Source organism: Rhodococcus sp. IEGM 1372 (assembly GCF_030056835.1).
Taxonomy (GTDB): domain Bacteria; phylum Actinomycetota; class Actinomycetes; order Mycobacteriales; family Mycobacteriaceae; genus Rhodococcoides.
Genome location: NZ_JASHKS010000004.1, coordinates 283,636 through 297,149, shown reverse-complemented (window position 1 = coordinate 297,149; position 13,514 = coordinate 283,636). Strand labels below are relative to the sequence as shown.

At 66.6% G+C, this 13,514-nt stretch carries 12 protein-coding genes; 2 read left to right on the top strand and 10 right to left on the bottom strand.

Going from position 1 to position 13,514, the window contains the following annotated elements:
* Positions 1-5: 5 nt before the first annotated feature.
* Positions 6-1,619: a chaperonin GroEL gene (gene groL, locus QM590_RS07750; RefSeq protein ID WP_149405362.1), complete on the bottom strand. Its 1,614-nt coding sequence runs from the start codon at positions 1,617-1,619 to the stop codon at positions 6-8.
* Between the two features lie 98 nt (positions 1,620-1,717).
* A complete protein-coding gene (gene groES, locus QM590_RS07745) occupies positions 1,718-2,017 on the bottom strand; it encodes a co-chaperone GroES (protein WP_008718149.1) in 300 nt (99 codons plus the stop codon).
* 521 nt (positions 2,018-2,538) lie between these two features.
* Between groES and QM590_RS07740 the strand changes: the two genes are divergently transcribed.
* Entirely contained in the window at positions 2,539-4,203 is a 1,665-nt protein-coding gene (locus QM590_RS07740; RefSeq protein ID WP_269594422.1) for an Hsp70 family protein, read from the top strand.
* Here the strand turns inward: QM590_RS07740 and tsaD are convergent.
* The 8 genes from tsaD to glmS all read right to left on the bottom strand — a co-directional run bounded on the left by tsaD (position 4,188) and on the right by glmS (position 12,552).
* On the bottom strand, positions 4,188-5,225 hold the full coding sequence (gene tsaD, locus QM590_RS07735; RefSeq protein ID WP_269594421.1) for a tRNA (adenosine(37)-N6)-threonylcarbamoyltransferase complex transferase subunit TsaD: 1,038 nt from the start codon (positions 5,223-5,225) through the stop codon (positions 4,188-4,190). The genes QM590_RS07740 and tsaD overlap by 16 nt on opposite strands.
* Complete coding sequence (rimI, locus tag QM590_RS07730; RefSeq protein ID WP_269594420.1) at positions 5,222-5,713, bottom strand: ribosomal protein S18-alanine N-acetyltransferase; 492 nt, start codon at positions 5,711-5,713, stop codon at positions 5,222-5,224. Before rimI ends, tsaD begins: the two co-directional genes overlap by 4 nt.
* Complete coding sequence (gene tsaB / locus QM590_RS07725) at positions 5,710-6,381, bottom strand: tRNA (adenosine(37)-N6)-threonylcarbamoyltransferase complex dimerization subunit type 1 TsaB (RefSeq protein WP_269594419.1); 672 nt, start codon at positions 6,379-6,381, stop codon at positions 5,710-5,712. The genes rimI and tsaB overlap by 4 nt, the downstream gene beginning before the upstream one ends.
* 64 nt (positions 6,382-6,445) lie before the next feature.
* Positions 6,446-6,949, bottom strand: coding sequence for a tRNA (adenosine(37)-N6)-threonylcarbamoyltransferase complex ATPase subunit type 1 TsaE (tsaE, locus tag QM590_RS07720; RefSeq protein ID WP_149405357.1), 504 nt, complete (start codon positions 6,947-6,949; stop codon positions 6,446-6,448).
* Positions 6,942-7,961 (bottom strand): alpha/beta fold hydrolase, encoded by a 1,020-nt coding sequence (locus QM590_RS07715; RefSeq protein ID WP_269594418.1) that lies wholly within the window; start codon positions 7,959-7,961, stop codon positions 6,942-6,944. The genes tsaE and QM590_RS07715 overlap by 8 nt, the downstream gene beginning before the upstream one ends.
* Positions 7,962-7,964: 3 nt before the next feature.
* Positions 7,965-9,167 (bottom strand): alanine racemase, encoded by a 1,203-nt coding sequence (gene alr / locus QM590_RS07710; protein ID WP_411741301.1) that lies wholly within the window; start codon positions 9,165-9,167, stop codon positions 7,965-7,967.
* A gap of 80 nt (positions 9,168-9,247) precedes the next feature.
* Complete coding sequence (locus tag QM590_RS07705) at positions 9,248-10,681, bottom strand: NAD(P)H-hydrate dehydratase (protein ID WP_269594417.1); 1,434 nt, start codon at positions 10,679-10,681, stop codon at positions 9,248-9,250.
* Positions 10,682-10,689: 8 nt separating this feature from the next.
* Complete coding sequence (gene glmS / locus QM590_RS07700; protein ID WP_269594416.1) at positions 10,690-12,552, bottom strand: glutamine--fructose-6-phosphate transaminase (isomerizing); 1,863 nt, start codon at positions 12,550-12,552, stop codon at positions 10,690-10,692.
* Positions 12,553-12,652: 100 nt separating this feature from the next.
* On the opposite strand from glmS, the gene QM590_RS07695 reads away from it, so the two are divergent.
* On the top strand, positions 12,653-13,513 hold the full coding sequence (locus tag QM590_RS07695) for a dienelactone hydrolase family protein (RefSeq protein WP_269594415.1): 861 nt from the start codon (positions 12,653-12,655) through the stop codon (positions 13,511-13,513).
* Position 13,514: the final 1 nt, after the last annotated feature.

Here is a 13,514-nt window from a genome sequence, read left to right as displayed (position 1 = left end):
GAACGTCAGTGAGCGTGTCCGTGCCCGGAAGAAGGCTCGGAGGCCTCTTCCGGCTTCTCCACGATCGCGCTCTCGGTCGTCAGGATCATGCGTGCAACCGACGCGGCATTGACCACAGCGGAGCGAGTCACCTTGACCGGATCGACGACGCCGTCGGCCAGCAGGTCGCCGTACGTCAGGGTCGCGGCATTGAATCCGTGTCCCTTCGGCAGTTCTGCCACCTTGCTGACGACGACGGAACCGTCGATGCCCGCGTTGGAGGCGATCCAGAACAGCGGTGCGTTGAGTGCGTTGCGCACCACGGCCACACCGGTGGCTTCGTCGCCGGTCAGGCCGAGGTCGTCGGCCAGAGCCAACGCTGCCTGAGTCAGAGCCGAACCGCCGCCGGGGACGATGCCCTCTTCGACGGCGGCCTTGGCCGCAGCCACAGCGTCGTCGACGCGGAACTTGCGTTCCTTGAGCTCGGTCTCGGTGGCAGCGCCGACCTTGATGACCGCGATGCCGCCCGAGAGCTTCGCCAGACGCTCTTCGAGCTTCTCGCGATCCCACTCGGAGTCGGTGTTCTCGATCTCACGGCGGAGCTGACCGACGCGCGCGTCGATGTCGTCCTGCGTGCCCGCACCGTCGACGATGGTCGTGTCGTCCTTGGTGACGACGACGCGACGAGCGCGACCGAGCAGCTCGAGTCCGGCTTCCTTCAGGCTCAGACCCACATCGGCGGTGATGACCTGGCCGGCCGTCACGACCGCGAGATCGTCGAGGAACGCCTTGCGACGATCACCGAAGAACGGTGCCTTGACCGCCACGGCCTTGATCGTCTTGCGGATGGAGTTGACGACCAGCGTCGAGAGAACTTCACCTTCGGTGTCCTCGGCGATGATGAGCAACGGCTTGCCGCTCTCGGCAACCTTTTCCAGCAGAGGCAGAAAGTCCGGAAGCGAGGTGATCTTCTCGCGGTACAGCAGGACGTACGCGTCCTCGAGAACTGCTTCCTGCGCGTCGACGTCGGTGACGAAGTACGGCGAGAGGTAGCCCTTGTCGAACTGCACGCCTTCGGTGACCGAGAGCTCGGTGAGCAGCGTCGAGGACTCCTCGACGGTGACGACGCCGTCCGCGCCGACGCGGGTGAGCGCCTCGCCGACGAGTTCACCGATCTCGGGGTCACGCGAGGACACGGTGGCGACCTGAGCGATCGCCTGCTTGCCCTCGACCGGGGTTGCTGCGGCGAGCAGAGCCTCGGCGACCTTGTCGGCCGCCTTGGAGATGCCGGTGCCGAGCGCGATCGGGTTGGCACCTGCGGCGATGTTCTTGAGACCGCCACGCACGAGCGCCTGCGCGAGGACCGTCGCGGTGGTGGTTCCGTCGCCTGCAACGTCGTTGGTCTTGGTGGCGACGCTCTTGACCAGCTGCGCGCCGAGGTTCTCGAACGGATCTTCCAGGTCGATCTCACGAGCGATCGAGACACCGTCGTTCGTGACGGTCGGACCGCCGAATGCCTTGGACAGGACGACGTGGCGTCCCCGCGGCCCGAGCGTCACCTTGACGGCGTCGGCCAGCTTGTCGACGCCGCGTTCGAGTGCGCGGCGCGCTTCCTCGTTGAATTGGATTTGCTTTGCCATGTTTCGGTGTTACTCCTTCGAGTAAAGAAACTCGATCGAACGCACACCGCCCCGGGACCGACACGAAAATCGGATACCGGGGCGGGATGCGTTGTGGCCTACTTGGCGATGACAGCCAGCACGTCGCGTGCCGACAGAATCAGGTACTCCTCGCCGGCGTACTTGATCTCGGTGCCGCCGTACTTGCTGTAGATGACGGTGTCACCTTCTTTGACGTCGACCGGGATGCGGTTGCCCTTCTCGGTGACACGGCCTTCGCCTACGGCGACGACGGTGCCCTCCTGGGGCTTCTCCTTGGCTGTGTCGGGGATGACCAGACCGGAGGCGGTCGTCGTCTCGGCCTCGTTGGCCTGGACGAGGATCTTGTCCTCGAGCGGCTTGATTTTCACGCTCGCCACGTTGAGCCCTCCAAAGTTATGGGGTACGCGTCCGGGGTCGGATCCCCGGACAGCTGTGTGTAAGTACTTCTCCTGCGGTTCTGACAATCACGGCCTGAACTCGTTCCCGTCGTCGCGGGTGCCGGGACTTCGCTCGGTGCCAACTAGCACTCTATACACGAGAGTGCCAGCACTCAAGGGCTGGGTTCGCCAGGTTCGTGACGCGTGGGTCGCACGCGTGCGCACGCGCCCTCCCGCACCACCACAAAGATCCGAAAACGGGCGAATCAGGACCCGAAACGCCGAACACCGGAGTCGTTTCCCGCTGTTTTACCGGCGTCCGCGAAGTCATCGAACGACCAGGTAGGAGGCTATGAACTCTCACCGAAGAACCTACCGAGCGGCATATTACGCTCGCGATGAGGCACGAAGTAACGTTACGATAACGGAGCTGTCCGAGCGATAACGGTCGACAGCCGTGCCGCGACATGGCACACAGAGCAGTCGATTCCGGACAGGTACACAGGGGCGGGAGGTGCAGCATGCGAGTAGGCGTGGGTATATCCACCGGATCCGAGGTCGTGTGCGCAGCCCTCGTCACCGTCGACACCGACGGTAGTCGCACGGTCGAGTACCGCACCGTATCCACCGATCGCCAAGCGAACACCGACATCGGCGATCTGGTCACCTCGGCCATCGAACTGATGGCCTCTCTGATTCCCGGTCACCGGTCGCCCGACGCGATCGCCGTCACCTACCGCACCGAGGAGCACGCTGCGGGTATTCGCGCCGCGCTGGCCCACACCACCCGCGATGTTCGACTGGTACCCGAGTCCGCTGCCGCGTCCGCGCATCTGGCGACCACCGGCCTGATCGATCGATACGACACGATCGCGCTGGTCGATCTCGGTGCCTCGGGCATGTCGGTCACCGTCACCGATCGGACCACCGACAAGGTACTGGCGCACGGCCGATCGGACGCCGTCGGCGGCGACGCACTCAACGTGCTCGTCAGGAACCTCGTGCAGGACATGACCCGTGACAACCTTCGGGACGACATCCGCGACGACCGCGGAATCGGGTCCGCGCGGTACCGATCGGTCAAGGAACAGCTGTCCCACTCGGACGAAGTCAGCATCGCGCGTTACAGCGGAATCCCGCTGACGGTCACCCGGGACGCGTTCGACACCGCCGCGACCCCGATCTTCGGCACCGCCGCCGAGTTCGCCCGAGACGTGTTCGACGAGAGCACTCACGAACCCCAGGTCATCGTGCTGATCGGTGGAGGGGCGCACATCCCCTTGCTCGCCGCCACGCTCACCGACATGTTCCACGCCCCGGTCGTTCGAATGTCCGAGCCCGACGCCGTTCTTGCCGTCGGCGCTGCCTCCGTTGCCGCGTCGGCCGACGGCGGCGGCTACCAACTCGTCTCGGCCACGCGCAACACCGCGACCCGGATGAGCCGATACTCCGGTGCGATCGCGGCCGCCGTCGTCGCAGGTGGTCTCGTTCTCGCCTACGGCGTGCAGACGATGACGCCTGCCGACGATGCCAGCGTCTCTCCGGCCGGAAGTACCGCGCGATCCGCGACCGAATCCAGCGATACCGGTACGCCGGCCACCGGGGGCTACTCCCCCGACGAGAGTCCGACGACGGCAGGACGCACCCCTGGGGATCGATCCGACCCCACGGCGACCTCGGTCGACGCCACCGGATCGTCGGCGCGGTTCACCACGACCGCTCCGCCGACCAGTACCCCGACGCTGCGTCCCGCACCGGACCTCCCGCGGATCGACTGGCCGATCGACCCCACCACGAACCCGGCGTCCCCCGACGCCACCACCGGGATCCCGATCGAGCCGCCGACCTCGGTCACCACGACTCCGGTTCGACCCTCCGAACCGATCGAGTCCTCGGACCCGAGCGATACGACCGAGATCGTTCCCGGCCCGACGCCCGAGCCCACTACCGAGGTCACACCCGAGTTCACTCCGGTGCCGACCGAGTCGATCACCGTGCCGACCACCGATGTCAGCGGTTCGGAACCCACCCCGGAACTGACGGCACCACCGACGGTATGGTCGCCGCCGGTCGTAGCTCCCGCGGCGTCCGGATCCCCGACCGATCCACTGTCGGCAGCCGAGCCGTCGGCTCCGCGTTCGTCCGAGACCACAGCCGCAACGCAGGACGCTCAGCCGGGCACCTGACTGGTCGCGACCGAGAGGCCGGGGTCGGTCACAGCGGTCAACGCCGACGGCTCGGCTCCGCCCGCAACCAGGTGGGCACCCAGTGCTGCGATCATCACGCCGTTGTCGGTACACAGTCGGGGCTTCGGAATTCTCAGCGTCAAACCCTGCTCTGCACAACGACTTTCGATCAGCGAACGAATGCGAGAGTTGGCGGTGGCACCCCCACCCAGCACGATCGTGTCGACATCGACGTCGGTTGCCGCGCGAACGGCCTTCATCGTCAGGACATCGGCGACGGATTCCTGGAAGGACGCCGCGATGTCGGCGACAGGAATCGGATCTCCCGCACGTTGCCTGGCCTCGACGAATCGAGCGACCGCCGTCTTGACCCCGGAGAAAGAGAAGTCGTAACGGGCATCGCGTGGGCCGGTCATGCCTCGGGGAAACGCGATCGCAGCCGGATCACCGTCGCGCGCAGCGTCATCGAGTGCCGGACCACCCGGGTACCCCAATCCGAGGAGCCGCGCAACCTTGTCGAAGGCCTCCCCGGCTGCGTCGTCGACCGTGGTCCCGAGCTCGGCGATCGGCCGGGACAGATCGTCGACGTGCAGCAGATGAGTGTGACCTCCGGAGACCAACAGCGCCACGCACGACGGCATCGGGCCGTGCTCGAGCGTATCGACCGCGACGTGGCCACCGAGATGGTTGACCGCATAGAAGGGCACGCCCCAGGCCGCGGCGTACGCCTTCGCAGCGGCAACCCCGACCAGCAACGCCCCGGCCAGCCCCGGCCCGATCGTCACCGCGACGGCGTCGGGACGCTCGATGTCCGCGGCCGCCAGAGCCCGCCGCATGGTCGGCACGATCGCTTCGAGATGTGCGCGCGACGCCACCTCGGGCACCACTCCGCCGTACCGCGCGTGTTCGTCGACGCTGGAGGCGACCTCGTCGGCCATCAGCTCGCACGTCCCCGCTCCGCCCCAGCGGACGATCCCGACTCCTGTTTCGTCGCAGGAACTTTCGATACCCATGACGATCATCGGGCCGATCCTTTCGTCTTCTGGGGCCGACGCATGGTGAAGGCGTCGGCCCCGCTCGGCTGGTAGTACCCGGCCCTGGTGCCCACGATCTCGAACCCTTCACGTCGGTACAGCTCGATGGCGGGCTCGTTGTCGGTGCGCACCTCGAGAAAGACCGGCCCACCGTGCTCGTCGGCCACGCGCAGCAGTTCGTCCAGCAAACGCCCGCCGATTCCCCTGCGGTGATGCGACGGATCGACTCCGATGGTGTGCACCTCGGACTCACCGACGACGAACGCTCCGCGGCTCGGCTGCCCCAGCAGCGAGATGCCTGCGTAGCCGACGACCTCATCGTTCTCTCGCGCGGTGACGTAATGATTGTGTGGCGCGGCCAATTCCGCGATGAATGCATCCTCGGCCCACGGGTCGTCACCCGGGAACAGCACGGTCTCGAGATACGCGCACCGAGCAGCATCCGCCGCCGTCATCGACTCGATCGACACGGTCACTTCAGAGCCTTCGCTGCGGCACGCTCGTCGAGCGTCTTGGCGTCGGGGCGGCGCAGATACAACGGGACGAGCGGGCCGGGGACGATCCCGCTGCCGATATCGGCGGCGGCCACCGCGACCAGTCCGGCCGGAGACGGTGCCTGCACATCACGAATCGGAAGCTCGAATGCCGCTGCATGCGGTGCCGATCCGGCGACCGAATCGACCCCGACACGGTCCAGTTCGGCCGGGGCCACAACGTCGGGTCCCGCGACTCGCACTCCCGCTTCGTAACGCGCCCAATAGATTTCGCGTCGACGCGCATCGGTCACCACCAACAGGGACCCGGGTTCGGAGACATCCGAGGCAATGGCGTCGAGACTGCAGACGCCGAACACCGGAAGACCGAGTGCGTCACCGAAGGCCGCTGCCGTCGCCATTCCCACCCGTAAGCCGGTGTAGGGCCCTGGACCGACGCCGACGACGACGGCACCGAGATCGGCGGCGGTGATCTGCGCCTCGGACAGGCACTCGAGGATGTTGGGGGTGAGTATTTCTGCATGCGATCGCGCGTCCACCCGAACCCGCGTGGCGAGCGTCGTGGCCACTGCACCGACGGCGGACTCGGTCAGACTCACCACACCTGCGGTGACGGCGGGGGTCGAGGTGTCGACGGCAAGTACAAGCACGATGTTTCAGATTACCCGCACGCTCGCATGCCGACTCACTGCCGTCGTGCACAGCCGGCCGAGCTCAGTGCTGCGGCGTGACCACCGATTCCACGCGGCGTGCCGTCGCGCGTCGAACGTCGGAGTCCGGGTCACGCGTCAGACGAACCGACACATGGCCGTCCGACAGCTTCTCGACCAATCCCTCACCCCACTCGACCACGACCACGGCGTCCGTGAGGTCGGTGTCGAGGTCGAGGGCATCGAGTTCGTCGAGCGCCGACTGCCCCGTCATCCCCAGCCGATACGCATCGACGTGGACGAGCGCAACCGGCGGCAGACCACGGGGCCGCGACCCGGCCCGGTGCTCACGGGCGATCACGAACGTCGGCGAGGTGACGCGGCCCTGCACACCGAGTCCGGCCGCAATCCCCTTCGTCATGGCTGTCTTTCCGGCACCGAGCGGGCCGTCGAGAATCACCAGATCGCCGGCGACCAGAACGTCCGCAAGCCGTGCACCGAACTCGGCAGTGTCTGCGGCAGTGGCCAATTCGACATCCACCGGCAAGATCAGCGGCTCGTCAGACAACGCCCCACCGCCGCTTCTTGCCCGCGGCCTCCGTTGCCCGTGCCACGAGGCGCGCGATCGCACCGTTGACCTGTTCCGGAAATTCGAGTTGAACCAGGTGCCCGCCCTGGCGCACACGCACCATCTCCGAACGCGGCAGGGCCTGAGCCAGAGCCTCCGAGCTCGCGAACGGAATGATCCAATCCTCGTCGCCACACACGACCGATACCGGAATGTTCTCGAATTCCAGCAAGGCCTCGGACTCGTCGTGCAACTCGAGCGTCTCGAGGAAATTGACGATCGTGACGACGGACGTGTCGTCGATCATCGACTGGGAGAATGCCACCAGTCGTGGGGACACCCTGGTGCCGTAGGACGCCGCGCGCAGTACCGGTGAGATGAGCGCGCGCACAGCTCCGCGACCGAACTGCACGAAGCCGGGCGACGTCCGCACCGCGAGCCGGAACGCGTCGACCGCCGGATTCTGCAGACTACGACCCACCCCGGATTGCGCGAGACCGGCAGCTGTCGTCGAGATCAGGACTGCGCCGATCACTCGCTGGCGCAGCACGTCCGCTCGTTGCCGCGCCATGGACAGGATCGACATCCCGCCCATCGAGTGCCCCACGAGAACGATGCGGCCCTTGGGTACGACAGAGCGAATCACCGCATCGAGATCGAGGCCGAGTTGACCGATGGTGCAACTCTCCGGGCTCGGTACTCCCGACCGCCCGTGACCGCGCTGGTCGTAGAAGACCATGCGGACCGTCGAACCCCATTGCTGTTCGAGTGCACGCCGTTGGAAATGCCACGACGACGTGCGAAGGCAGTAACCGTGTACGAATATCACGGTCAGTTCGGCATCCGACGGACCGACTTCGCGAACCGCGAGCGGCACGCCGTCGTCAGCGGTGACGATACTGCCTCGGTCGGCATCCATCAGGTCGAGATTCTCGGTGGCCAGTGGATCCTTGTTGGACCGGAACGCCGTCTCGCGCACCACAATTGCAATACTCTGCAGCAATCCGAGCATGATCTATTTCGTCGCCTCCCCTGAGTGTTCGGCGACGAACCGTCGTCGAACACGTCCACGAATGCCGGTGACGACCTCGTAGCTGATTGTGTCGAGCGCATCCGCCCAATCCTGAGCGTGCGCTTCTCCCCTGTCCCCTGGCCCGAACAGTAGCGCCTCGTCGCCGACCGCGACACCCGAGCCGCCGCCACCGAGGTCTACGACGAATTGATCCATGCACACGCGCCCCACCGAGGGGTAGCGGCGACCTCCGATGGTCACCTCGAACCGCCCGCTGAGGCGGCGAACGACACCGTCTGCGTAACCGAGAGCGACGAGTGCGACCACGGTGTCTGCGGGAGCGGTCCAGGTGTAGCCGTAGGACACCGATTCACCTTCGCTCACCTTCTTGATGTTCGCCACCTGCGCCGACAGCGTCATGACCGGACGCAGTCCGAACGTTCCCAGCTCGGGCACCGGCGACAAGCCGTACAGAGCAATACCCGGGCGGACCATGTCGAAACCGAGATCGGGTCTGGTCAACGTGGCAGCCGAGTTGGACAGATGCACGACGGCGGGAGGTGTTCCGCGGCGGGTGGAGCGCCGCACCGCGTCTCGAAGCCGCTCCGCCTGGGCATCGTTGGCCGGATGACCCGGCTCGTCGGCGCATGCCAGGTGCGAGAACATTCCGGTCAACCGAACGGTGCCCTCCGCGACGGCAACCGCCGTCGTGTCGAGGACGTCGTCGAGATCAGCCTCCGCGACCCCGTTGCGGTTGAGCCCGGTATCGATCTTGAGCGAGAGATCTGCGGTTCGGCCGACTCGACGCGCGGCGTCGACCACGGCATCGAGCTGGGCGGCCGTGGACACCGCGATCCCCACCTGCTGGGCGATTGCCGCAGCGAAGTCCGAATCCGTTCGATGCAACCACGCCAGCACCGGGACCGTGATTCCCGCTGCCCGGAGTTCGAGGGCCTCGCCGATGGTGGTGACGCCGAGCTCCTGCGCCCCCGCTGCCACTGCGGCGCGTGCGACTTCGACGGCACCGTGGTTGTATCCGTCGGCCTTCACGACCGCCATCACAGCGGCGTCCCCGGCGAACTGCTGCAACACGTGGACGTTGTGAGCAACTGCGTCGAGGTCGACGGACGCCACAGCGCCCGAACCCGTCCGAGGATCGGTCCTCTCGTCGTCGCAGCCGATAGTCACAACATTCGATAGTGCCATCCGGGCCGCCGATACGACGGATCAGGGTGCCACAACTCGTGACACACCTGGTGTCGGACGTGGGCCACGCACGACCACGGTCACAGAGTGAGTGAGCGCACTGTTCGGATCGCGTCGGGAATGGCCTCACACAGCGGGCTCGCAGAAATGGGTGCCGCGAACTCTCCGCCCGAACCGTGAGCCGCACGTGCCGCGGCCAGGGCGTGGACCTTCGCTCCGCAGGCAGCCGCCGTGGACGGTGCCATTCCCGACGCGAGCAGGGCCCCGAGAATGCCCGACAGTACGTCGCCCGAGCCGGCCGTCGACGCGGCCGATTCTCCGGCATCGCTGACGAACGTGGTGCCGTCCGCATCGGCCACGATCGTCGCCCGTCCCTTGAGCAGAACGGTGACGCCCCAACGCGCGGCGAGATCTCGAACCGATCCCACTCGGTCGGGTGCGGGGTCGGATCCGGTCAGGCGGGCGAATTCTCCGGCATGCGGGGTCAGCAGGGTCGGTGCGGCGCGTCCGGCAACCCAGCCTTCGTTCTGTGCGAGGACAGTGAGCGCATCCGCGTCGACGACCACCGGCAGGTCCGTGTCCAGAACTCGACGCACGATCTCCGCGGATCCCTCGTCGGTGCCGAAACCGGGACCGACCACCCACGCCTGCACCCTCCCAACCGTGTCGAGATCCGGGGCGGCAACGACCTCCGGATAGTGCGACACGACCTCTGCGCCTGCGCTTCCCACGTAGCGGACCATCCCGGAGGTGGCCGCGACAGCCGCGCCCGCGCAGAGCAGTGCGGCACCGGGGAACGTGGCGCTGCCGGCCAGGACACCCACCACGCCCTGCGAATACTTGTCGTCCGCGGCCGTGGGAATCGGCCACACCCGTCCTACGTCGGCCGGCTCGAGCGACGCCATCGCCGGCGCGGGCAGCTCGAGGCCGATGTCCACGAGTTCGATTCGGCCACAACGAGGTACGGCCAGTACATGCACAGGCTTGCGGGCTCCGAACGTCACCGTCACGTCGGCGGTCACGGCCGGGCCCGGTGCGGCACCGGTCTCCGCGTCGACTCCGCTGGGAATGTCCACGGCCACGATCGGTGCGGTGATCTGCTCGACCACCGCAGCCGCATCGGGCCGCAACGGACCCTTGCCGGAAATTCCCACGATGGCGTCGACCACGATGTTGGCAGGTCCGCACCGAGTCACCACTCGTCCGCCCGACGCTCGCAGGGCTGCAAGACCTTCGGCGTGCACCCGCATCGGGTCGAGCAGAAGAGCCGACACCGAGACACCGCGGCGACGCAGATATGTCCCCGCCCACAGACCGTCGCCGCCGTTGTCGCCCGTGCCCACCAGAATCGTCACGCGCCGCCCGGCGACGCCTCCCGTGCGCGCGGCCAGTTCGCCCGCCACGACGGTCGCCAAGCCGTACGCGGCGCGCCGCATGAGAACACCGTTGGGCAACGAGTTCAGCAGCGGCGCTTCCGCATTCCGAATCTGTTCGGGTGTGTAGTAACCGCGCATGCCGAGCGCTACTCGACGGTGACGGACTTGGCCAGGTTGCGCGGCTTGTCCACGTCGTAGCCGCGCGCCTGCGCGACCTCGGCGGCGAACACCTGCAGCGGAATCGTCGACAGAAGGGGCTGCAACAGCGTCGAGGCTGCCGGGATCTCGATGAGATCGTCGGCGAAAGGCCGTACGGCCTCGTCGCCTTCTTCGGCGATGACGACCGTTCGCGCACCACGAGCCTGAATCTCGCGAATGTTGCTCAGCATCTTCGAGTGCAACACCGCACGACCCTTCGGCGACGGCATCACGATGATCACCGGCACGCCGTCCTCGATCAGCGCGATAGGACCGTGCTTGAGCTCGCCCGCTGCGAATCCCTCCGCGTGCATGTACGCGAGTTCCTTGAGCTTGAGCGCGCCTTCGAGCGCAACCGGGTACCCGACGTGTCGGCCGAGGAACAGAATGGTCGTGGCCGTCGAGAGCTCTCGTGCGAGCGCCCGAACAGGTTCGACCGTCTCGAGCACCCGCTGCACCAACTCGGGCATCGCTTCGAGTTCGGCGAATTCACGCGCGACCTCGTCGGGATACTTGGTGCCGCGAGCCTGCGCCAACGCCAACCCGACCAGATAGTTCGCGGTCACCTGCGCGAGAAAGGCCTTGGTCGACGCGACGCCGATCTCCGGACCGGCACGCGTGTAGAGCACGGCGTCGGCCTCACGCGGAATCTGCGAGCCGTTGGTGTTGCACACCGCGAGAACCCGGGCCTTCTGATCCTTGGCGTGCCGAACTGCTTCGAGAGTGTCCGCAGTCTCGCCGGACTGCGAGATGGCGACGACCAGGGTCGATCGATCGAGAACCGGGTCGCGATAGCGGAATTCGCTGGCCAGTTCCACCTCGACCGGAAGCCGAGTCCAGTGCTCGATCGCGTACTTGGCGAGCAGGCCCGAGTGGTACGCGCTACCGCAGGCCACGACGAACACCTTGTCGACGTCGCGCAACTCCTGATCGGACAGTCGCTGCTCGTCGAGCACGATTCGACCGTTGTCGAAGTGGCCGAGCAACGTGTCCGCCACTGCGGCGGGCTGCTCCTGGATCTCCTTGAGCATGAAGTAGTCGTGGCCGCCCTTCTCGGCGGCTGCCAGATCCCAATCGATTCGGAACGGACGCCCCTGCGCCTCGTTGCCCTCGAAATCGCTGATGTCGTAGCCGTCGGCGGTGATGACGACAACCTGGTCCTGGCCGAGTTCGACAGCGTTGCGAGTGTGCTCGATGAAGGCAGCGACGTCGGACCCGAGGAACATCTCGCCCTCGCCGACGCCGAGAACCAATGGCGTGGAGCGGCGCGCCGCGACGATCGTGTCCGCATGATCGGAATGGGTGAACACCAGGGTGAACGCACCTTCGAGACGACGCAGGACTGCTTTTGCGCTGGCCACGAAATCGCCCGCGGTCGGGCCATCGGCGTAAGCACGCGAGACCAGGTGTACCGCGACCTCGGTGTCGGTATCGGAGAGGAACTCGATCCCGACCGCTTCCAGTTCGGCACGCAGCGGTCCGAAGTTCTCGATGATGCCGTTGTGCACCACCGCGACCGTTCCGGACGCGTCCCGATGCGGATGCGCGTTGCGATCGGTGGGACGGCCGTGTGTCGCCCACCGGGTGTGACCCATTCCGGTCGTGCCGACGAACGTATCGGTACCGATGTCGTCCAGTTCGGCTTCGAGATTCGCCAGTCGACCCGCCTTGCGCTCGACGGCTGTCGCTCCCGAACCGTCGAGAATGGCGATGCCCGCGGAGTCGTAACCCCGATATTCCATACGCCGAAGCGCTTCGACCACCACACCCAGAGCTGGGCGGTGGCCGACGTAACCCACGATTCCGCACATGGACAATCAGGGTACTCGGCGGGGCGCGCACGACCCATTCGCTCAGGTTGACGTGTCCGGTGTCCCCCTGACGCGCCGCGGTTCGGTAGCGTCATCTCTCGTGGCGAAACCGAAGAAGCTGGCATCTGCTCTCTCCAAGCGCGGCCCGCACAAGGTGCTGCGAGGCGACCTGGCCCTCGCCGGGCAACCCGGTGTCGTCTACACCCCAGCCGAGGGTTACGGCCTGCCCGGCGTCGCCTTCGCACACGGCTGGATGCTGCGTCCCAGTCATTACACCGACACCCTGAAGCATCTCGCGTCCTGGGGCATCGTGGTTGCGGCTCCGGACACCGAGCACGGTCTCGTACCGTCTCATCGCGGCCTCGCCACCGATCTGGGCACTGTGCTCGACATCATGACGGGCGTGCGACTGGGCCCAGGCAACATCAGCGTGCATCCGGACAAACTTGCCACGGCGGGCCACGCGATGGGTGCAGGCACCGCAGTGCTCGCCGCTTCCCGACGATCGGACATCAAGGCCGTCGCCGCGCTGTTCCCCGCACCGACTGCGCCCTCGTCCGAGGACGCCGCAGCCGGCCTTTCCATGCCGGGACTCGTCGTCGGAGACAACTCGAACGCCGATTCGCTCACCGACAATTCACTCGCTCTCGCCCAGGCCTGGCACGGGCCGTCCATCCTGCGGCGAATCGACGGCTCGACCGCAGATGGTTTCGTCGAGGGTCGCCGGATACTCGGCGCACTCGGTATCAACAAGCCCGACCGCAAGACTCAGCAGCGCACCCGCGCCGTCCTGACGGCCTTCCTGCTGTTCCATCTGACCGGTGACTCCGACTACGAGGAACTGGCCGGATCGACCGGCGAGATCGACGGCACCAGAGCTGTCGATCCACACGCGCCTCTCGACGCGCAGCCCAAGCCCAAGGCGTCCGCGTCGATCAAGGCGCTGCTCGGACGGGGTTAGT